General features: G+C 39.7%; 22 protein-coding genes and 1 tRNA gene. 4 read left to right on the top strand and 19 right to left on the bottom strand.

Annotated features, from left to right (window positions below; genetic code table 11):
- Positions 1-2: 2 nt before the first annotated feature.
- The 6 genes from JWG41_RS14860 to JWG41_RS14835 all read right to left on the bottom strand — a co-directional run bounded on the left by JWG41_RS14860 (position 3) and on the right by JWG41_RS14835 (position 5,189).
- Positions 3-716, bottom strand: coding sequence for a histidine phosphatase family protein (locus JWG41_RS14860; RefSeq protein WP_205270715.1), 714 nt, complete (start codon positions 714-716; stop codon positions 3-5).
- Complete coding sequence (locus tag JWG41_RS14855) at positions 717-1,148, bottom strand: hypothetical protein (RefSeq protein WP_205270714.1); 432 nt, start codon at positions 1,146-1,148, stop codon at positions 717-719.
- Positions 1,149-1,169: 21 nt separating this feature from the next.
- Complete coding sequence (locus JWG41_RS14850) at positions 1,170-1,928, bottom strand: EAL domain-containing protein (RefSeq protein WP_205270713.1); 759 nt, start codon at positions 1,926-1,928, stop codon at positions 1,170-1,172.
- A 101-nt stretch (positions 1,929-2,029) separates the two neighbouring features.
- Complete coding sequence (locus tag JWG41_RS14845; RefSeq protein WP_205270712.1) at positions 2,030-3,058, bottom strand: phosphotransferase family protein; 1,029 nt, start codon at positions 3,056-3,058, stop codon at positions 2,030-2,032.
- A 6-nt stretch (positions 3,059-3,064) separates the two neighbouring features.
- Positions 3,065-4,240, bottom strand: coding sequence for an acyl-CoA dehydrogenase family protein (locus JWG41_RS14840; RefSeq protein ID WP_205270711.1), 1,176 nt, complete (start codon positions 4,238-4,240; stop codon positions 3,065-3,067).
- Between the two features lie 46 nt (positions 4,241-4,286).
- Entirely contained in the window at positions 4,287-5,189 is a 903-nt protein-coding gene (locus tag JWG41_RS14835; RefSeq protein WP_205270710.1) for a LysM peptidoglycan-binding domain-containing M23 family metallopeptidase, read from the bottom strand.
- Positions 5,190-5,267: 78 nt separating this feature from the next.
- Here JWG41_RS14835 and JWG41_RS14830 point away from each other — a divergent pair, with 78 nt between their 5' ends.
- Both JWG41_RS14830 and JWG41_RS14825 read left to right on the top strand, forming a co-directional pair.
- The gene (locus JWG41_RS14830; RefSeq protein WP_205270709.1) at positions 5,268-6,167 is read left to right on the top strand and encodes a CPBP family intramembrane glutamic endopeptidase; all 900 of its coding nucleotides are present in this window, start codon (positions 5,268-5,270) and stop codon (positions 6,165-6,167) included.
- Complete coding sequence (locus JWG41_RS14825) at positions 6,164-6,922, top strand: hypothetical protein (protein WP_205270708.1); 759 nt, start codon at positions 6,164-6,166, stop codon at positions 6,920-6,922. The genes JWG41_RS14830 and JWG41_RS14825 overlap by 4 nt, the downstream gene beginning before the upstream one ends.
- Before the next feature lie 33 nt (positions 6,923-6,955).
- Here the strand turns inward: JWG41_RS14825 and JWG41_RS14820 are convergent, their stop codons facing one another.
- Positions 6,956-7,291, bottom strand: coding sequence for a hypothetical protein (locus JWG41_RS14820; protein WP_205270707.1), 336 nt, complete (start codon positions 7,289-7,291; stop codon positions 6,956-6,958).
- Between the two features lie 21 nt (positions 7,292-7,312).
- Between JWG41_RS14820 and JWG41_RS14815 the strand changes: the two genes are divergently transcribed.
- Entirely contained in the window at positions 7,313-7,741 is a 429-nt protein-coding gene (locus JWG41_RS14815; protein ID WP_205270706.1) for a DUF423 domain-containing protein, read from the top strand.
- Here the strand turns inward: JWG41_RS14815 and JWG41_RS14810 are convergent.
- Complete coding sequence (locus JWG41_RS14810) at positions 7,717-8,043, bottom strand: hypothetical protein (RefSeq protein ID WP_205270705.1); 327 nt, start codon at positions 8,041-8,043, stop codon at positions 7,717-7,719. The two genes, JWG41_RS14815 and JWG41_RS14810, sit on opposite strands and share 25 nt — an antisense overlap.
- A gap of 33 nt (positions 8,044-8,076) precedes the next feature.
- On the bottom strand, positions 8,077-9,582 hold the full coding sequence (locus tag JWG41_RS14805; RefSeq protein WP_205270704.1) for a carboxypeptidase M32: 1,506 nt from the start codon (positions 9,580-9,582) through the stop codon (positions 8,077-8,079).
- Between the two features lie 83 nt (positions 9,583-9,665).
- Here JWG41_RS14805 and JWG41_RS14800 point away from each other — a divergent pair.
- Positions 9,666-9,736: transfer RNA gene (locus JWG41_RS14800), tRNA-Gly, on the top strand.
- A 523-nt stretch (positions 9,737-10,259) separates the two neighbouring features.
- On the opposite strand, the gene JWG41_RS14795 is transcribed toward JWG41_RS14800, so the two are convergent.
- From JWG41_RS14795 to JWG41_RS14750, 10 genes are all read right to left on the bottom strand, one after another.
- Entirely contained in the window at positions 10,260-11,498 is a 1,239-nt protein-coding gene (locus JWG41_RS14795; protein WP_232374031.1) for an SMP-30/gluconolactonase/LRE family protein, read from the bottom strand.
- A 61-nt stretch (positions 11,499-11,559) separates the two neighbouring features.
- On the bottom strand, positions 11,560-12,795 hold the full coding sequence (locus JWG41_RS14790; RefSeq protein ID WP_205270703.1) for an SMP-30/gluconolactonase/LRE family protein: 1,236 nt from the start codon (positions 12,793-12,795) through the stop codon (positions 11,560-11,562).
- A complete protein-coding gene (locus tag JWG41_RS14785; RefSeq protein ID WP_205270702.1) occupies positions 12,792-13,679 on the bottom strand; it encodes a M24 family metallopeptidase in 888 nt (295 codons plus the stop codon). Before JWG41_RS14785 ends, JWG41_RS14790 begins: the two co-directional genes overlap by 4 nt.
- A gap of 83 nt (positions 13,680-13,762) precedes the next feature.
- Positions 13,763-14,509: a helix-turn-helix transcriptional regulator gene (locus JWG41_RS14780; protein WP_205270701.1), complete on the bottom strand. Its 747-nt coding sequence runs from the start codon at positions 14,507-14,509 to the stop codon at positions 13,763-13,765.
- Between the two features lie 107 nt (positions 14,510-14,616).
- Complete coding sequence (locus JWG41_RS14775) at positions 14,617-15,036, bottom strand: iron chaperone (RefSeq protein ID WP_205270700.1); 420 nt, start codon at positions 15,034-15,036, stop codon at positions 14,617-14,619.
- A 13-nt stretch (positions 15,037-15,049) separates the two neighbouring features.
- Complete coding sequence (locus JWG41_RS14770; RefSeq protein WP_205270740.1) at positions 15,050-16,441, bottom strand: MATE family efflux transporter; 1,392 nt, start codon at positions 16,439-16,441, stop codon at positions 15,050-15,052.
- Entirely contained in the window at positions 16,438-16,818 is a 381-nt protein-coding gene (locus tag JWG41_RS14765) for a hypothetical protein (protein ID WP_205270699.1), read from the bottom strand. The genes JWG41_RS14770 and JWG41_RS14765 overlap by 4 nt, the downstream gene beginning before the upstream one ends.
- 64 nt (positions 16,819-16,882) lie before the next feature.
- Positions 16,883-17,860, bottom strand: coding sequence for an SRPBCC family protein (locus JWG41_RS14760; protein ID WP_205270698.1), 978 nt, complete (start codon positions 17,858-17,860; stop codon positions 16,883-16,885).
- Between the two features lie 7 nt (positions 17,861-17,867).
- Positions 17,868-18,215: an ArsR/SmtB family transcription factor gene (locus JWG41_RS14755; RefSeq protein WP_205270697.1), complete on the bottom strand. Its 348-nt coding sequence runs from the start codon at positions 18,213-18,215 to the stop codon at positions 17,868-17,870.
- Between the two features lie 395 nt (positions 18,216-18,610).
- Positions 18,611-19,219 carry a beta-class carbonic anhydrase gene (locus JWG41_RS14750; RefSeq protein WP_205270696.1) on the bottom strand — a complete coding sequence of 203 codons (609 nt, stop codon included), beginning with the start codon at positions 19,217-19,219 and terminating at the stop codon, positions 18,611-18,613.
- Positions 19,220-19,262 lie beyond the last annotated feature (43 nt).

Below are 19,262 nucleotides of genomic sequence, written 5' to 3'. Positions count from 1 at the left end.
ATTTATACTAAAGTTACTAAATCAGGGTCTGGTAAATGTGGGGTATTATTCCAACTCACAGGTTCCCAGTGGTCTTTCTCCCGACGAAAGATACTGAGAGAAGAATTGGTAATCGATTTCATAAATACCGGAAATTCCACAGGTCGCATTTTACAAGAAAGACCCATCATGATGGCAATGGGAGTGCTGGAAGAAACCACAAGAGTGCTCTTTACGTTTCCAGGAATTTGTCTAGGGCCAGAAGATACTTTATCCACATACTCTTGGAATGTATAGGGTTCCACAGGATCCCAAACTCCATGAACCCAATCATTTAAAACAATTTGAATGAGTTCTTGGAAGTAGTCTCTTGTTTCCTCTTTTCCTTCTTCCCAAGCCTTTTTATAAGATTCATATAAATTTGCAAAACCAACATTCGCATGACGAATCTTAGCTGCAAGACCGAGCCACATTTTGGAATCAAACTCGTCCCAAGCTGAATTTTCTACGGGTTCGGGAATACAAAACTGATCGTTCGTAAAACTTTCGATGATTCCTTGCGCTGTTTGTTTCTGACGGTTGAGTGTGCCAGTATAAACGGAATCAAATTCGATTCGTTGGCTTTTGAAATACGCGCCGAGTAGTTTTGCTTGTTTCCAACCATGTTCTGTTAACTGGTCATAATTTTTTCCAAGCCTGTCAGCTTGTCCATGCCGCACCAAATACAATAAAGACATTTAGGTTTGGAACCTCGGATTGGAAACGTTCAGTGTTTCTTTCAATTGGTTTTTAGCAAAATTCCAGAGAGAACCACTCGGTTTTAAATCCAAACCGGTATTACTTTTGGTTTGGTTCCGAATTTCTTTAGCAAAGGATTTGTTCCAATCCAGAAGAAGGTTGTATTTTTCCTTACGACTTAAATTTAAAAATTGGTTCCGATCATATTCCGTTTCTGACTTTGAAATCTTTAAATTTAAAGAGAGGATACGGTCCCAATCAGATTCGAATTCTTGTGATTCCGTTTCTCTGGCAATCACACCCAGCATATTCCAAGAAACCAAAGCCTTATAAGATAATAAATCGTCCCCTTCCAATTTAGGAAGCAGATCCTTCATTAAAAAATCCTGAATGGCGGAGATGAGTTCTTTTGTTTCTGGTCTATATTGCACGAATGACTCCGTTAATTAAAATTAGGCGACAGATTGTAAAGTTCCGTATTTAAACAAAAAACCTTGGCCTAAATCAAATCCAGTTTTTGTTGCGATTTCCAAATCGGCCGGGGTTTCAATCCCTTCCAAAATACATTTGATACGATTCAGTTTTGCGAAAGCCAAAAACCCTTTCAAAATCTCGGCATAGTTTTTATCAGTCCGAAGTAAAGACAACCAACGCCGATCGAATTTTAAATAACTAGCACCTTCTAAAAATTCAAAACAAAACAGATTGTTTTGTCCACCAATATCATCCAAAGCAAATGGAATATTCATTTTTCTGAGATGGTTCATACAAAACTTGGAATCCTCAACAGAAGCATAATCAGTGTTTTCAATCAATTCGCATACAATGTTTTTATGACTTCCTAAAACTGATTCCCAATGGTCCGCATGAATTTCTTTACTAAACACATGGGCATCCATATTCAAAAATAAAGGAAATCCTTCGGGTCGATTCTCTATCTGGAAAGCCTTCAATTTTTTCTCAAAGGCAAAGAAGAAAGCCGGATCATTATGCAAAATTTGGAAGGCTCGGTCTGGAGGAATTTTTCCACCCTTGGTGTAGAACCTTGCCAGTGCCTCATAGGCGACGGTTTTTTTGTCCAAAATAGAGACGATGGGTTGGTATTCAGAAGCAAAACCACCTTCCCAATAGAGGGCTTCCAAAGATTGATACTCTTCCCAATACCGCGGCAATTGGAAGACATCCATTCCTAATTCTAGAGTTTGTTGCATAAGAACCTCCGACTCTTTCCAGGAAAAGTGGTCTAGGCCTAGAGTCAAGATAAATGAGTTTGATTCTCAATACCAAATAGTGACATAAACACAACCCATTTTTACTTTGGATTTAGTTCTTCAATGAGTCGCATGGCTTCCCATTCCATTTCCGCAGTTCGCCTGCCAATGGCTGCGAGCTCAATTCCCTTGTCCTTACCGGAAAGATGTCTTTCTGTTTGTTGGGCACTCCCAATGGCCCAGCGCACGTTCCCCATGATTTCCCAAAAGCTGACTTTGAAAGGATCCACTGCAATTCCAGAAGTCTTTTGGTAGGCATCGTAAAAATCTTTCCGATCTCCAAAACCGCCCACTTCTTTGTTGAGTCGACCAAACCTCCAGTCACGCATACACAACCAAGCAATGTCTTCGTGGCGGTCTCCAAAGTGGGCAAACTCGTAATCTAAAATTCCTTGGAGTCCTTCGGCATTCATCATAAAGTTCCCCGTACGAAAATCTCCATGAACGAGAACAATTTCATCAATGGAGGGAGCATGGGTTTCTAACCAAACAAGACAGAGTTCAATGGCCGGATGGGCTTCGGGAAGTTCGTCTAACGACCGTCTTAGATCATCTATAGCTACAGATATATAGTTGTCTACTGTGACAAATTTTAGTTTTTGTTTGAGTTCTTCATCGGAAACTAAACTTGGTTTTACCGTATGGAGTTTGGCTAAATTTTCTGCTAAGTCCGAAACCATATTGGTTTTACGATAAGAATCTAATTCTTTGTCTTTGGTGATGTAACGACCTGTTGCCTTACCACCAATTTTTTCCATCAGGAAAAACGGAGAACCTATGACGTCTGGCGTTTCTTCTAGGAACACGGGTGTCGGAGTTTTGACACCGGCTTTGTAAACAAGTTCAGCCACTTTAAACTCATCTCGTTTGGAAAGGGAAGAAAGTAAACTAGCACCTTTGTCTGTACGCAAGACTAATGATTGTTTACCGGTATGAGTTGCCAAGTCCAAGGCATAATTGTCTTGGCAGGCTCCCCCACTCAAATGATGGATGTGAGAGATTTTTACATTATCTCCCCAAACTACAGATAGGTGGAGTTCTACTTTTTCCTGTAATTCCTTAATTTCCATGAGCTCTCAAAAATCCCATTTTTCTGATACATAGTTTCGGCCAATCACCATTTTATGAACTTCCGATGGCCCATCTGCAATTCTTGCCGCCCTGGCATCTCGATAAAACAACTCGAGAGGAAGGTCTCGGGAGTATCCTTTTCCTCCACAGATTTGAATCGCCATATCGATGGTGTTACATAAAGATTCACTCACCTTCCACTTTGCCATTGAGGTTTCCTGGCGGGCATCTTTTCCTGTTTTGAGTAGCCAAGCAGCTTTTAATGTGAGAAGGAAGGCCATTTCAATTTCTGTGGCACGTTCCGCAAACATCCATTGGATTCCTTGGTGGTCCGCAATCCGAGAACTAAACACTTCTCTTTCTTTCGCATAACTTCGTGCAATCGACAAAGCTCGTCTTGCCATCCCTGTCCAACGCATACAATGAGTCAAACGTGCCGGGCCAAGCCTTTCTTGAGAAAGACGAAATCCTTCTCCCACACGACCAAGAACCATATCCTCTGGAACTTCCACATTTTCAAAATTAAGTTCGCAGTGTCCCCCAGGCCCATGAGAACCCATAAGTTCAATTTCTCGAACCATAGTGTAACCTTTGGCATCGGTTGGCACAAGGAACATTGTAGTTTTGCGGAAACTTCCATTTACCTTAGCCATCACAATCAAATACTTAGCGCCGTTTGCCCCTGTGCAGTACCATTTGCGTCCGTTGAGAATGTATTTATCACCCTGTTTTTCGGCATTGGTTTGTAAGGATGTAGGATCGGAACCAGCACCGGGAGCAGGTTCTGTCATCGCAAAACCAGTTCGCAGGCTCCCTTTGATTAAGGGATGTAAGATGAGTTCTTTTTGTTTTTCTGTGGCTGCCAAAGAGAGTAAATGCATGTTCCCTTCATCGGGTGCATCACAATTAAATATATAAGGAGCAATGGGAGAACGACCCAGTTCACTAAATATAATACATGTTCCAATTAAATCTAATCCCAAACCACCTTCTGATTTAGGAAGGTGCGGTGTCCAAAAACCCAAAGCCTTTACTTTAGCACGCGCTTGTTGGTTGATGTCTTCTGGCATCCGACCTTTTTCATAGTCATAATGTTTTTCCAGAGGAATGATTTCATCAGTGATGAAGGTTTGGATGTTTTTGCGAAGTGTTTCCACTTCTTGGGGAATTTCAAAGTCCATTGATTCCCAGAATTACAAGAATCAATAAGTAACGTAAAATCTTTTTTTAATGTGATTGAAAAATAGGTCTTTCACGTTTTGAATTTCTTCTAATTTCAAAATGCAAATGTGGACCGGTCGCTCTACCTGTTTGTCCTACTTCCCCAATTTTTTGTCCCTTTTTTACTTTCTGACCAACGTTTATATTAAAATCAAAAAGATGTCCGTAACGAGTTTCATAGCCTAAACTATGTTTTAAAATGATTAAATTTCCATAACCACCTTGTTTGCCTTTAAAGATGACTTCACCATCCATAGAGGCAAATACGTCTGATCCTTGTTCGGCGGCTAAATCAATTCCACCATGGAAGGTATCCTTTTTAGTAAATGGATCAAGTCGCTTTCCAAAACCAGAAGAGATACGTGCTTCTGTTAACGGGAATTGAAATCCAAATCCATAGAAAAAAGATTTTTCAGATTTTCCCATAGAAATTCCAGGTAAAAACCATTTCCCTCGTTCTGAATCATATTGTAATTTATTTGTATCGATATCATATTTATCAGCTAATGTTAGTTTGGTTTTTTCATCACCTGCGATTTCTTCTGGATGGAAGGTTCCGCGCATATTGGGAATTTCTAAAACCATCCCTGGTGATAAATCATGCGGAGAGCTGAGTTCATTGACCGAAGATAGAGTTTCTAAATCCATTCCCGTACGCGCCATGATTTTGAAAAAGTTATCCTCTTTGCGTACTTTGTATTGGTAGTATTTGAGAGGGATGAGTTCCTCTCTCCGAACTCCTGATTTGGAGATTCGTAAGTTTTCTTTAATTTCGGAACGAAGATTTTTTAAAGAAGGATTGGAATATTCCAAATTCGCTAGAGTGAGTGGGCCTGAGGTGAGTGGAAAAAATCCACTAATACTGCAGAGAAACAGGGCCCATTTCAGAAAATCGACGGTTTTAGACATAATCTTCTAATTTGAATATCGACCATTTCCCAAAAAAACGATGACGATTCTTGCCGAAATTGAGGAACTGTAAGGCAGATGCAGAATCGTTTTTTTGAGATCTTCCGGCTGACTGCCTACTCCTTAGGTCTCGTTTATGTTTGTTCCTTCTTCTATTCCGTTATTTTTTTAGTCTTCGTCAACAATTCGGTGCTCGGTGATCGAATTCCCGAAGACCAGTTAGTCCCCCTCTACGAAGAGTATTGGGAAGGTAAGATGGACTTTAGTACCATGCTAACTGAATATGAAAAAATTGTAACACCCATCAAAGAACAATTCCAGAAAGAAATGACTGAGAATCCCAGTTTGCTTTTATCTCAGTTTTACGATAAGGTCTTTTCTGAAAAACCTCATTATCTTTTAGGCCATTCCATTCCGTGGTTTTTGTGTTATGTGGGTTTGGGATATCTACTTTATAAAAAAGTATTACAAATTCCTGTTACAAACCTCCAAGACGAATTGTCTGTTCCCATTTTACTCCGAGGGATTGCGAATGGGTTTTTATGTTTTATTGTTGTGGTTCTCTTCGGTTTGTTACTAGAAAAAATGTCGGTTCCTGTGGAATCCGGAGTGTTTGCCAAAAAACTTTATGATGCCATTCATGGGAACACATACCTACTCGCCTGGGGAATTTATGTTGTAGGGATCATTACAGGAATTCTCGAGGAAATCTTTTTTAGAGGATTTTTGTTAAAAGCCTTTATTGATAAAAATCTTGCCCAAGAAGGTTTGTTCATTGTTTCCTTACTTTTTGGTTGGCTTCATTATGGAGAGGGAACATCCATTGCCATTCCATTCATCATCTGCGGTGTAGGAATGTTCTTTGGATATATTTATATTAAAACAGGAAATATTTGGATCGCTATGGCTTGTCATGCCACTTACAATTCATTAGGTTTAATCAATGCATACCTTCAACTTCCTGGAGTCCAATCATGAAATTGATTAACGGATTCCGATCATTCGGTTTTTATTTTTGTTTTGTTATTTTGTTTTCCACGACTCTAACTAACTCTCTTTTTGCAGGTGAAACCGTAGAAATTCTTGGTGGTCCAGAAGATGTTAACCTTCGATTGGTGGCGCTCTTAAATAAATTGGATCCTGATTTTTATGCAGATGAAAAAACACAAGGGTTTGTTTATCGATACAAAAACCGTTGGAAAAACCCCTATGATTTTAATATCTATGTGGGGAAAGTAGGGAAAACTTCACCCGATTCCATCATTCGCATTGAGTCCCCAAGACGTGGTCAGGAAAGGATGTGGAAAGAAATTATGGAACAGGAACTTCTCCAAAAACCTCCCCATGAATCAGCAGTCCCTTTATCGGAAAAATACCATGTTGTATCCCAAGGTTTAAATTTAATTTCTCCAATGGCGTCCGTTGGTTATAATTCGTGGAACTCTCCCTTGTTTTCCGGTCGAGATACATTTGTGAGTATGAGTATTTATCTATTATGTGATTTGATTTTGGCTGGTGGGGCTTATATGTATGCCCAAGATAAACTTCATAAAAAAGATATTTGGGACAATTTAGCCAACTCAAAAGGCCCAGGGAATGTTTGGGAATCACCTAACGCAGTCGGTGTATTTGCTGCGTTAGCAGTGTCTCGAGCCGTTCGCGCCTTTGATGCTTGGGAAGATACGTCTGCACATAACAAAACCGCACAATTTGGTTGGTCGTTTAAGTTTTAATCTTTTACCACCAACTAAAATTCAAGATTTCTATTATGATTTGAATAGATCCCTTGCGGCATCGGAGGCACTGGATCTTTCAAAATCTTCCCTCTCAATTAAAGTTAATTCCAAACCTTCTTTATCAATTCGACTTAGAATCTTTCCAATATCGGCCACCTTACTCAATTTAGTTGCTAAATATTTAAAAGTGACTCCGCAATCGGGACATTTTTTATCCTTTAAGTAATTGAGGCCCAATTTTTTACAATTTCCGCAAGTTCCATAAAGATCGTCGATATAGAGTAATTGTTTTTTTACATCCTCTACATTGAGTTGTCGCCAAACTCTAACAAATTTAGTATTCTTTCCGGATGTATCTGAAGTCATAGGCAATAGGAAGTATCGTTTATGAATCTTGTCAAGAAGCAATCCTCTGCGGTTTTAATCCTACTAGTATGCCTTTCCGGTTTTTTAGCAGTTGCCATCGGAGCCTTCGGTGCCCATGGATTAAAAAAAATTGTGAGCCCTGAACTGATGGTAATTTTTGAAACGGGAAACCGTTATCATTTTTATCATACTTTGGCCGCACTGGTAGCCTTTCTCTTTTTACAACAATCACTTTCGTTGGAATCTGCAAACAAAAGCAAAACTTACCTTAAGGCAGCAGTTTGGTTTTTCCTTCTGGGAATTTTGATTTTTTCTTTTAGTTTGTATGTCCTAGCCATTACGGGAATTCGAATTCTAGGGGCCATCACTCCTATTGGAGGAGTGAGTTTCTTAGTTGGCTGGATTTCTTTGGGAATTGGATCTTATTATTTCTTGGTTCCAAAGAAATAATGACCTTGTTTACTAATTAGATTTCTAGAAATCAATCCGTCAGCGATGAGTAACAACCCTTCGGCGGCGGCTTTTTTGGCCTCATCTGGACTATCTTTTTGTAATGCCATTAGTTCATGTACATACTTTCTTTTTTGTACATCCAAAACTCCGAGCATAGAACCTGCAATTTTTTCATCCATTTGCAAAAATGCCAAAGCAAGGGTTTGTGGAGGTGTTTCAATACATAAATAGTATAATGCAAGATTATCAAAATAGGATAATTGGCTTAGTTTTTCGAGTGTGGGTTCTGATCCTGACATATATTTCCTTTAAAATTCAATATTTAAAAACTGTTATTTGGTTACTTCTTTGATTTTTCCTTTCAAATAAGAAATCAAATGTTTGGCATTTGGGGATTCGCCCGTAGTTTGTTTCATTAGAGTATCCACATCGTAAATTTTTCCTTTCGAATGGATGTTTTTACGCAACCAACCTAAAAGATCCGAAAAATCACCGTTCGCAGAAAACTTGTTATGCGAATCAGGAAATTCTTCTGTAAATTTTTTAAAAAACTGGGAACTAAAAATATTTCCGAGTGTATAGGTTGGGAAGTACCCAAAAGCACCCATTGACCAATGGATGTCTTGTAGTACACCTTCGGCATCATTTTCAATTTTGAGTCCAAAACTTTCTTTCATTTTTGTATTCCAGATCTCAGGTAAATCTTTCACTTGGATTTTTCCATTGATGAGATCTCTTTCAATTTCAAATCGTAAAATGATATGTAGGTTGTACGTAATTTGGTCGGCTTCGACTCTCACTTTCGTTTTTTCTGTACTATTGATGTATTTGTAGAGCTCTTGGAACGGAAGATCTTTTTCGGTCAGACCAAAATCAGATAACAAAATGGGATAAACAAATTCCCAAAATGGTAACGAACGCCCTACTTGGTTTTCCCACAATCGACTTTGTGATTCATGGATTCCTAAACTTAAAAATTCCGTAATGGGGGTTGGCCAATCGGGCATTGCTGAAAGACCAGATTCATAAAGAGAATGACCCGTCTCGTGTAACACACCAAAGATGGAAGAGAGGGGATCGGTTTCAGAGTATCTCGTCGTGATTCGTTTGTCTCCCTGTCCTAAACTTGTGGAAAATGGATGGTTACTTGTATCCAATCTAGATTCTTTTGTTGTGAGTCCCAGGAGGGACGGCAAACGATTACAAAATTTAGTTTGTTTCTCTACAGAAATCGGCCCTGGAAATGGATTTTTAAATTTAGGAGCGGTGGCAACAATCGGAACTAGAGAGTCTTTGAGATCCGAAAACAAAATTTGGATTTGGTTTGCTTTGGCACCTTTTTCATAACTGTCGAGCAATGCATCATAAGGCTCCGTCGTATAACCAAAGTAATCCGCTTGTTTTTTTGAGAGTTGGACAAGTTCTTCCAAACGTTTGGCAAATGATTGAAAGTTTTTAGCTTTTTTCGCTTCTGCCCATTCTGCGTGGGCAAGGTTTGTAACCTTTGCGAATTCAGAAACAAATTCTGAAGGAAGTTTATCTGCTTTTTCCTTTTCTTCCATAAGGACTTCTAACTCACGGTGCCAGAGAGATCGTTCTAATTCAGGAAGGTCGCTTATGGATTGTTTAGCCGATTGGATTTGATTTAGGAAAGATTTGTCTGTCATCCAATCGTGGGTGAGTTCGGCGACAGCCGAAATTTGCGCCGATCGGTATTCACGACCCTCTTCTGGCATCATCACTTCGGAATCCCAATGAAGGACCGATGCGACATCTTGGAATAGTTTGATTTTTCGATATTGTTTTCGATAATTTTCGAGTGCTTGGGGGAGAGCCATAGTCTCATTTTCTCCCTCCCACACTTTCTGGAACCAAAAATCATTGACCCGTTACCCCCAACCAAAACTATGTATTTACTGTCGCGGGTGTGGTGTAACGGTAGCACAGCAGCCTTCCAAGCTTCTGGCGAGGGTTCGAGCCCCTTCGCCCGCATGACAATCTTTTCAAAAATCAATCAACATTCAAGATCCAGTTGGCTCGAACAGTGATGCGAGCTGAAATAGGAGTGACCCATAGGGAACGACTGTTACAGAAAGAAAGCCACGATGGCGCATCAAGAGCAACGCCGTGCCTCGGAGCGACGTGAGGACAGGATGTCCGAACAGCGGAGAGGGCGAGCCCCTTCGCCCGCAAAGAAGGGTGTACAGGATTAGATATTCGTATCCCCGCCCGATTTGAGGGTGGGGAACTAGACCCGCCTCCCAATGGCTTCTAAATACCACAATCCTCCCGATCGGAATATTCCTTTTCGACATCTTAAAAAATTTAGTTCCGAAAAGTTCATATTTCGCTCGGTTCTAGTTTGGTTCAGTTCTTATTGAGATGGAGATTTTCTTTGCGCCACCGATCGCAGTGGAAATCCTTTCCCGAAGGGAAAGATTGGAACGGAGAGCGGGATCGCCTCATCTATATTAGTTGGCTAATGAATAGATTGCGAGGCGCCCCAAATTATCAACTAAATATTGTTAGGATAAGGCATTGTGACAAATCCTTTGAAACCGTCTTGATACACGGCCAGATACAATTTTTCTTTTCCGGGGACAACAACGATGATATAAGAAAATAAACTACCGTCGTGCATTGAATAATATATCGGTTTAGTCCCGTTAGGTGAAAGAGCGATGATTCCTGTTTTTTTAGAAACGGGTTGGAGGCTTTCCGGTATATAGAGAACCAGACGTTTCCAAAATGGATGTTTATGCAACCAAGTGATGAGTTTGGACCTTTCTACAGGAATGGCAATCCAGATACGACCTTTGGAATCGCGATCCATACCATCAGGAAATCCAGGAAGGCCTTCGATCACTATTTCATCTTTTCCTTCCTTATCGCCAGTTAGGTGCAATCGTATGAGTCTCGATTTTGATAATTCATTGAGAAGGATGGAAGATTCGGTTTCTCCTTTGGAGTATTCCAACAAAATTCCATCTAAGTAAGTGTATTGGTGTGCAATCAAACTTGCAGTGTTATCTTTTAAATCGTATTTCCAAAGATGGCCGTTACGACCGAGAGTGAGGACTTCGTGTTTGGATTGAGAACTGACACCGAGAATTGAGTTGGGATGATCGTATGGTTCGGTGAAATAAATTCGTTCGCCGTCACTACTGATCGCTAAGTCATCTGCCTTTTCCACATTACGACTGTTTGTATCATTTAATCCAGAGATCGGGATTTTGGTTTCTTTTCCCTTTGGGAAGAAGATTCCAATTTGGTCGCCTGACGGTTCTTTGGTTTTATCTAAAAGGGGAACACGAGTTCCAATTTTACGTAATTGTTTGGTTGAAATCGTTAATTCATAAATCCCTGGTCCATCAACAAGATCATTTGCATGTTGTTTTCCACGGGATAAACACATAAAGATGATATCAGGATTCTTGGGATGAAAAACCATTCCCCCCGGCAAAAGCGGAGTTTTTAAAAATGGTTCGGCTGCATTGCTCGTCAAATCCACTTTCCAAATCCATCCATCAATCGATGCTACAAAGGCTCTTCCCAAATCTTCTTGCAAAAGAATTTCATCTTGGGCAGGCAAAACAGATCCACTGATCGTTACATTTTGTTTGATGGAATCTCCTTCCGATTTGATAGACTCAAAGGAAGGGTTGTAAGGAAGATCTACCGGCCCCTTGACTTGTTTTTTAAAGTATTCTTCTGGGGTTCGACAAGAAATTAGAACCAGAACAAAACTGATCATCAAAAAAGGCAGATGATTCCTACTACGAGGCGTTGCTATTTTTGGTAGGTTTTTCATAAAATTAATCACCTAACTCTAAAGTGGCGGTAGGAATAGAGTATAAACCTCGGGAGGATGTATCAAAAGAAGGAAAGTATACTGTATCTAAATTAGGAACGGCTACCGAAATATCTTTAATCTTAGAACCATCATGCATGGAGTAGTAGAGAGCTTTTTTGCCAGAAGGATCGAGCACGAGAATACCGGTTTTTTTTGCAATTGGTAGAATTCGTTGCGGAAGAGATAAGAGAAATGGTTTGAGCCAAGGATTGTTGTGAATCAAATTCACAAGACCAGAGCGATGTTTGATGATACCAACCCAAATCCTTCCTTTGGAATCTCTTTCCAAACCATCAGCAAGGCCAGGAAGATTTTCAAATAGAACTTCAAAACTCCCTTCCTTTTTACCATTGATATTGGCTTTGATGATTCTAAACTTTGTTGTCTCAGTGATGATGACCGATTCTTCTTCCGAATTGGAATGGTCCGCGATGATGATCCCATCCACAAAAGTAAATCCACTCATCACAAGAGAGACTGTGTTTTGTTTTCTATCATACATCCAAAGTTTACCGTGGGGATAGAGACCGATTGCTTCGGGGACGGCCCCGCTTCCCATAGCGGCATCGGATCTTTCAAATGGTTCGGATATATAAATTCGGTTTCCATCATTGGATACAGCAAGGTCATTACATAAAGAAAAGGCCCTTGAGTTTGATTCATTCAAATCTTTTAATGCAAAGGTAGGACGTTTCGATCCTGAATATACAGTTTCAAAGTCAGAATTTCCTATTTTAGGTAAAGTGACAAGAAGGGGAACCACGGCTTTTGTTTTTATATTCACTTCATACAAACCAACTCGTTGTGTTTCCTCATAAGTAACACCACCGAGCCTTGAAGCACAAACTAATATAGATTCATTGGTTTTATTTGCAAATTGTAGACCTGCAGGGTTGACTGGAGGTTTGACCCAAGCCGTTGCTGAATTTGCTTTGAAATCTAATTTCCAAATCCATCCATCCATTCCGGATGCATATGCAATTTGATTTTGATTATCGAAAATAAGATCATCATGACCAGGTAACTCTGGTAAGCTGACTTTTAATTTGATTAAAAAAGGATCTGGTTTGTTTACTTCTGAAATGGAATCGGGAACATTGCCGAGTTTGTAGGCTTTTCCAATTTTAATATTACCTGAATTGCATCCAATGGATAGTAAAAAGATTAACACTAAATAGATAGAATTTTGGAATCTCATCTTGTTTCCTTTGAGGTTTGGTATTTTTTTACGTGCGGAACATTATCATCTAACCAATATGCTTTGTTTTCTTCCACAACGAGTATTTCTTCAAACTTAAATCCAGATTTTCCACGACCTAAATGTGGTTCAATGGCCCAGAGTCCCACCTTATCCCCTTCGTGATCCGGTGTTAATAGTTCAGGTAAAACTTTATGTGTTAGAAATTCATAAGATCCCTGCAAACTAAACCAACTCGCAAAACTAATCGGTAGTAATGGAAAAGAAATATTAGGAAGATTTACTTTATACACTCTGTGTCCAAGGACAGCAAAGGGATATAAAGCATGGACATTATCGAATCCAGAATTTTTAGCATCCGAATCAATTTTCCACCAAATCTCCGATGGAGTCATAGAAGAGCTAAAGTATTTTGGAATTTCTTCTCGAAGGTGTAATAAATATTCCATCCCTTTGTCGAGTTCAGAGTTCTTAGTTAAGGAAGAAGAATAACCAATATCACCGATATAACCTTCTACAACAGGAGAGACATCTAATATAAAAGACTCTTCTTCTTTTAGGATTTTTTTACCAGGATGGAATTGTGTAAAACGTTTGTATCCATCAAAGCGTGCATGTTCCCCAAACCAAGCGAAAGGCCTATGCAAAAAAACTTTCACACCATGATCACGTAAATACTCATCCATTCGTTTGGCGGTTTGTTTTTCCGTCCAACCTGGAACCATTTCTTTTTCAATGGTGGTAACACAATCATAGGCCAATCTTTGTGCTTTTAAGAAACCTGCTTTTTCTTCTGCTGTTGGAATTCGAATCGATTCAGAATTAAATTTTGAAAATTTCGAGGAAAGTTTGGCTAACAAACCTCTTTCTTTGGTTAAGGGCATTGGTCTTCTTTTCCTTGGTAGAAAAAGAGAATAACAAATTATAAAAGTATAGGCTTGAATGATTCCGGTGTTTTGAAGATTTATTACGGACTTTCGTCAGATTCACAAAATCGAACTTCTGCGGTTTTGAGATGCCCAAAAAATAAAGAAGGGATAAATCCAAAGTTTTCTTTGAATGTTCTGGAAAAATGAGCGGAATCGGAAAATCCTGCAGCATGTGCCGCTTCCGTTAAATTATTACCTTCCTTTATTTCTTTGACTGCACGCAAAATCCGAACCCATAACAAATACCTTCGTAGTGGAATGCCCAAATTTTCTTTAAACAAACGAATCAGTCTGTCTTCTGAAATGGAAAAGTCCTTACCGATTTCTTTCATCCGAATACTACTCGGGACTTCCATTCGGATTTTTTTGGCAATTTTTTGAATTCTTGGATCTACAATTGTTTCTAATGTATCAAAGGGGTAAACAGTACGAAGTAAATCTAATTGAAGTTTGGTGGCTTCCTCGTCACTCAGATCACCATAATATAAGGACCAAAGTGAATCGATTAATGGTAAAAATTTTTGAATGTCCAATCGTTTGACTTCACCGGAAGAGATTGTTCCGGATATGGAACCGAACTCATAGGTTTCTGGATCAATCAAGAGAGCAACCATTTCCACTCCCGGAGAAATGGTTCGGTGGTGGGTATTGGGGCCGACGAGTGCGACTCGGTATTCTTCTTTGCCTAACTCCGTTTCGATCGTAATATTTTTCTCCAAAGAAATGGCAAGTGTGGCTGCATAGTGCGAATGAAAATCCGTTTGCATACTGTTTGTCGCGAACATAACGCGACTGTTCCATAAATAAAGTATGCTTTTGCTTTCAAACTCCATCTAGGATCCTCATTTTCAAAAAAGAAAGTAGTAACAGCGTAATACTAATAACTCGGTTTTCAAAATTTCTTGGAGATTGTTTTTTTGGGCTGGGTACTCTTTTTTTTTTGAGTTTTTTTCTTCGCTTTTTGTGAGTTTTCGCTCACTCTGAATTTAACTATTTTTTTGATTAGACCATAAGGAATGGGTTCATCCAAAGGAAATTGAATGGAACCCTTTCCAAATTTATACTTAGAAATTTCTTTTTGGAATGCAAGGTTCCCCGAAGGAAGCGCATAAAATCCAATATGTTTTGCATATGCCGCAAAATGTACCAAATTTCCATTCAGCGCAAATGTTGGCATCGCATAACTAATTTTTTCTATTGCTTCCGGCGCTTCTTTTTGAATCGTACTGCGAATTTTCTGAAGAATGGTTTGAACATCCTTCGGAAAGTTTTCTATATATTCATCGATTGATTTCGGAATCTTTGATTTCATAAGGTTTAATTATCTAAATCTTTGTTTGTTTCCAAGTTCCTTTGGTAAATAACCAAAGTGTAAATACACCCACAGATGTTTCTGAAATCATAATTGCCCAGAAAACTCCGGTGGGACCATAGGCTAAGTGTTTTCCCAATAGATAAGCTAAAGGAATTTGAATGATCCAAAAGAATACCACATTGATTTTTGTAGGAGTGATGGTATCACCGGCACCGTTAAATGCCTGTCCTGCTGCCATCCACCAAGCATAAATAAAATACGAATAGGATACAATTTCTAACCAATCTCCGCCAATCCGAATGACTTCTTTATCCTCGGTAAAGATAGCTATTAAGTTGTCTCCCCAAAAGTAGTAAACAAAGGCAACCAGTATCAAATAACCCATGTTACAGAACCCGGTAAACCATACGGATTGTTCAGCGCGTTCTGGTTTTCCTGCTCCGAGGTTTTGACCCACGAGGGTTGCCACTGCATTGGACATACCCCAGGAAGGCATCATGGTAAACATCATGGTTCGCATTGCTATGGTAGCTCCAGCAACGGTTTGACTTCCAAATTCGGAAAGAATTCTCATGATAAAAATCCAGGAAGTCATTCCCACGATCATCTGGCCAATTCCACCAAGAGAAGTTTTTAACAAACCTTGGATCGTTTCCCATTCGATTTTTAGATGAGATTTTAGGATGCGAATATGTTTCCCACCTTGAAACAATAACCACAACTGAAACAAGACTCCAATTCCTCGTCCCAAGTTTGTCGCAATGGCCGCACCGGTAATTCCATAGGCAGGAATAGGTCCCCATCCAAAAATAAGAATGGGATCCAAAACAATATTTAGTCCATTGGAAATCCATAATACTCTCATGGAGATTGCTGCATCACCGGCACCACGAAAAACTGCATTGATAAGGAAAAGTAATACAATCACTATATTACCACCTAACATCCATTGCATATAGTGATACCCTTCGGTGAGAACCCACTCATCTCCACCCATAAGTGTCAAAAGTTCTTTAGAGAAAAATATACCGGCTATGGCAAAAGGAACTGATGCAATGATAGCAATCCAAATGGACTGAACCGCCGCAATTCCCGCTTTATCTTTTTCTTTTTCTCCAATCCTTCGTGCAACAACGGCTGTTACCGAAAACGATAATCCCATTGCTACCGAATACAAAAGGAATAGATAGGTTTCAGTAAGACCGACGGTCGCCACCGCAGAGGCACCCAAGGCACTTACAAAATAAATATCAACAACGGCAAATACAGACTCTAATACGAGTTCCAATACCATAGGAACTGATAGGAGAAACAATGCTTTACGGATACTAACTTCCGTATAGTCTTCTTCAGAACCCGCTAAGGCCTTTTTTAAATCATCCCATAAACTAGCACTTGTCATTTTGTATTTTCCTGCCATACATAAAGTTTTCCGCCTAAATAAGCAATTGGTGGAGTTAGGATGACTAGAGACCAAGAATACCACCATGGTCCTAAATGTCCGGCAAAGATCACACCGGCAATTCCTAGTATCAAACCTACCCCACCTAAAATATAAGAATGTTTCATCGGATTTTGAGGCGCCAATCTCGCTGTCAAATAACATCCGAATATACTAAAAACAATTCGGTAACCTAACACAAACAAAACGATTGGTGTAGATACGAACAAATGATCATAAGGAATATATCCTGTGACTTTTAAAATTAAATCCGACAGGATGGAGAGGACAACGTTGGTTAGAAGTCCAACAAAAACTGCAATGAAACTTTTTAACATGTTATTGATTCCCTTTGATAGTTACTTCTTCCCAATTTTTTGAAACCATAGAGATCAGATGATTCTATGGAGACTTATGTTCTGTATCCAAATATAGATTGAGTCTAGAAAGTGTTTGCTGCCCACTTTCAATCGCTCCAAAACCGATCACCGCATTTCGAACGTTTGTATCAGGAAAAGTCAATTGCATCTTTACCAATGTTTGGTTCTTATCGAGGGCAATTAGATATACGTTCACTAAAAAATCATCATTTTTATTTTCTTCACCCGATCCATGTAGGTATTCCATATAGTCGAATTTTCTGATTACTTTGTATTCGATGGTGTTCGGCCAAACTTTTCCATCTGGTCCAAGCATCGTAAAAATCCATTTCCCACCGACTTTGAAATCCATAGTTTTGGTTGTCGTTTTGAATCCGCTCGGACCCCACCAAGAATCAATCGTGAGTGGGTTTGACAGTGCATTAAAAACTAATTCTTGTGGATGGTTTAGTTTCTTTTCTAAACTGATTTGATTTGGATTAGGCAATGCATTCGTTTCTAATTTTTCAAAACTGTCTGACCAACCTTCTTTCATACCGGATTTGGCAAATCCGTCACGAACTTGATTGTTCGCAAATTCAGTGAAAAGTGTTACTTTGGTTTTTCCCTCTGCTTCTTCAAATTGAACTCTCAATTTTGAATTTAAGATGTCTCGATCGCCAGTAGTTCCCGTCATTTTCTGAACATCCTTTACCCATTCCTCTGGATGTTCATCCACTAAATCGCTAATCACAAAACTTTGAAAAGGTGTTATTTCTAAGAACTTTCCTTTGACTGGATAATCAACTCCTTCGGGTGATCGCATAACAATTCGATACGATCCACCCACTTTAAAATCAAACTCCACTGTTGGGTTAGTAAATCCCTTTGGTCCCCACCATTTTTCAATATGTACAGGGTTTGTCCAAACTTCCCAAACAAGTTGGACAGGGGCATCAAACAATCGTTCAATGCGAACTACTTTTTCTTCTAATGTGAGAACTACTTCTGATTGAAACATATTAACTTTATCCTTTTGATTTTTGTAATTCGATTAGGTATGCGTCCAAACGATCCAATCGTTCTTCCCATAACCGTTTGTATTGTTCCAACCATTGGTTGGCTTCTTGCAATGCCTCTACCTTCAAACGACAAGGCCGAAACTGGGCCGCCTTACCTTTTTCGATGAGTCCCGCCTTTTCCAAAACTTTCAGATGTTTGGAGATTCCAGGTAGGCTCATCTCGAAAGGTTCCGCCAATTGGAGAACCGTCGCCTCTCCGGAAACTAATTGCATGAGGATCTTGCGACGCGTAGGGTCTGCCAACGCTTGGAAGGTGGCATTCAGTGCTTCTTCAGATTCCTGTAATTTAACCATTTAGCTAATTAACCTTTTGGTAAAGTTCAAAGGGAATCAATTTTTGTCAAGGGGGTTTTTGAGCCGAACGGAGTGAGGGGAAGTTGGGCCGGTACAGGTTGGATATTCGTATCCCCGCCCGATTTGAGGGTGGGGAACTAGACCCGCCTCCCAATGCTTTCCTTCTATCACGAAAGCCTTATTTCCAAAATCTAAATCCTAAAACTCTAGAATTTATTTCTGATAAGTTCGTATTTTAGATTCTTAGATCCTATCTTTAAGTCGAAGGGATCCTTTCCGGTATGGTAGATGGTGTAATTAGTTTTGGAGGCTTCGTAAAAATCGAAAGACCCCAACTAACGTGCGATTAGATGGGGTCAAAAGGAGATTCGTATATTGTTGGACTAAGTTTGTTTTCAGGAGGCTCTTCCTATCTTTGTGGCCTCCGTTACTTCTACTAATTTTCCTGTTTTGACATCGTAATAATATCCATAAACAGGAATGTCTTTGGGAATTAAAGGATGGTTTCGAATGCGTTTTACATCATCGATCACACTTTGTTCCAAGTTTTCAAAAGTGAGAAAAGGAACAAACTTGGCTTCTTCCGAACCACCAGACTCTTCCAAATTGCGCCATCCATTGGCATCGACCGTTGCCGTTTTCAAACTTTTAGCGAGTAGGTTTCGAATGATCGGATCGGTAAACAATTGCATCCCACAATCAGAGTGGTGGATGACAAAAAATTCTTTGGTTCCAAGGAGCTTATAAGAAATCACCAGTGACCGGAGCGCATCATCGCTGGCACGACCACCGGCATTGCGAATCACATGGGCATCCCCTTCGGCAAGGCCCGCATACTTGGCGGGGTCAAGTCTTGCATCCATACAGGTAAGGATGGTAAAACTTCTCGCTGGAGGGAGGGCTAGTTCCCCCTTCCTCCCAAATTCTGATACGTACTTTTCGTTCGCACCTATGACTTCTTTATGAACTTTGCTGTTTTCTTGTTGTATGAGTGAGTTTGACATAGTGGAAATAAAGTCCAATATAACAGAATGGGCAAGAAAACAA

This window comes from Leptospira chreensis (genome assembly GCF_016919165.1).
GTDB lineage: Bacteria > Spirochaetota > Leptospiria > Leptospirales > Leptospiraceae > Leptospira_A > Leptospira_A chreensis.
This window is presented reverse-complemented; position numbering and strand designations above follow the sequence as displayed.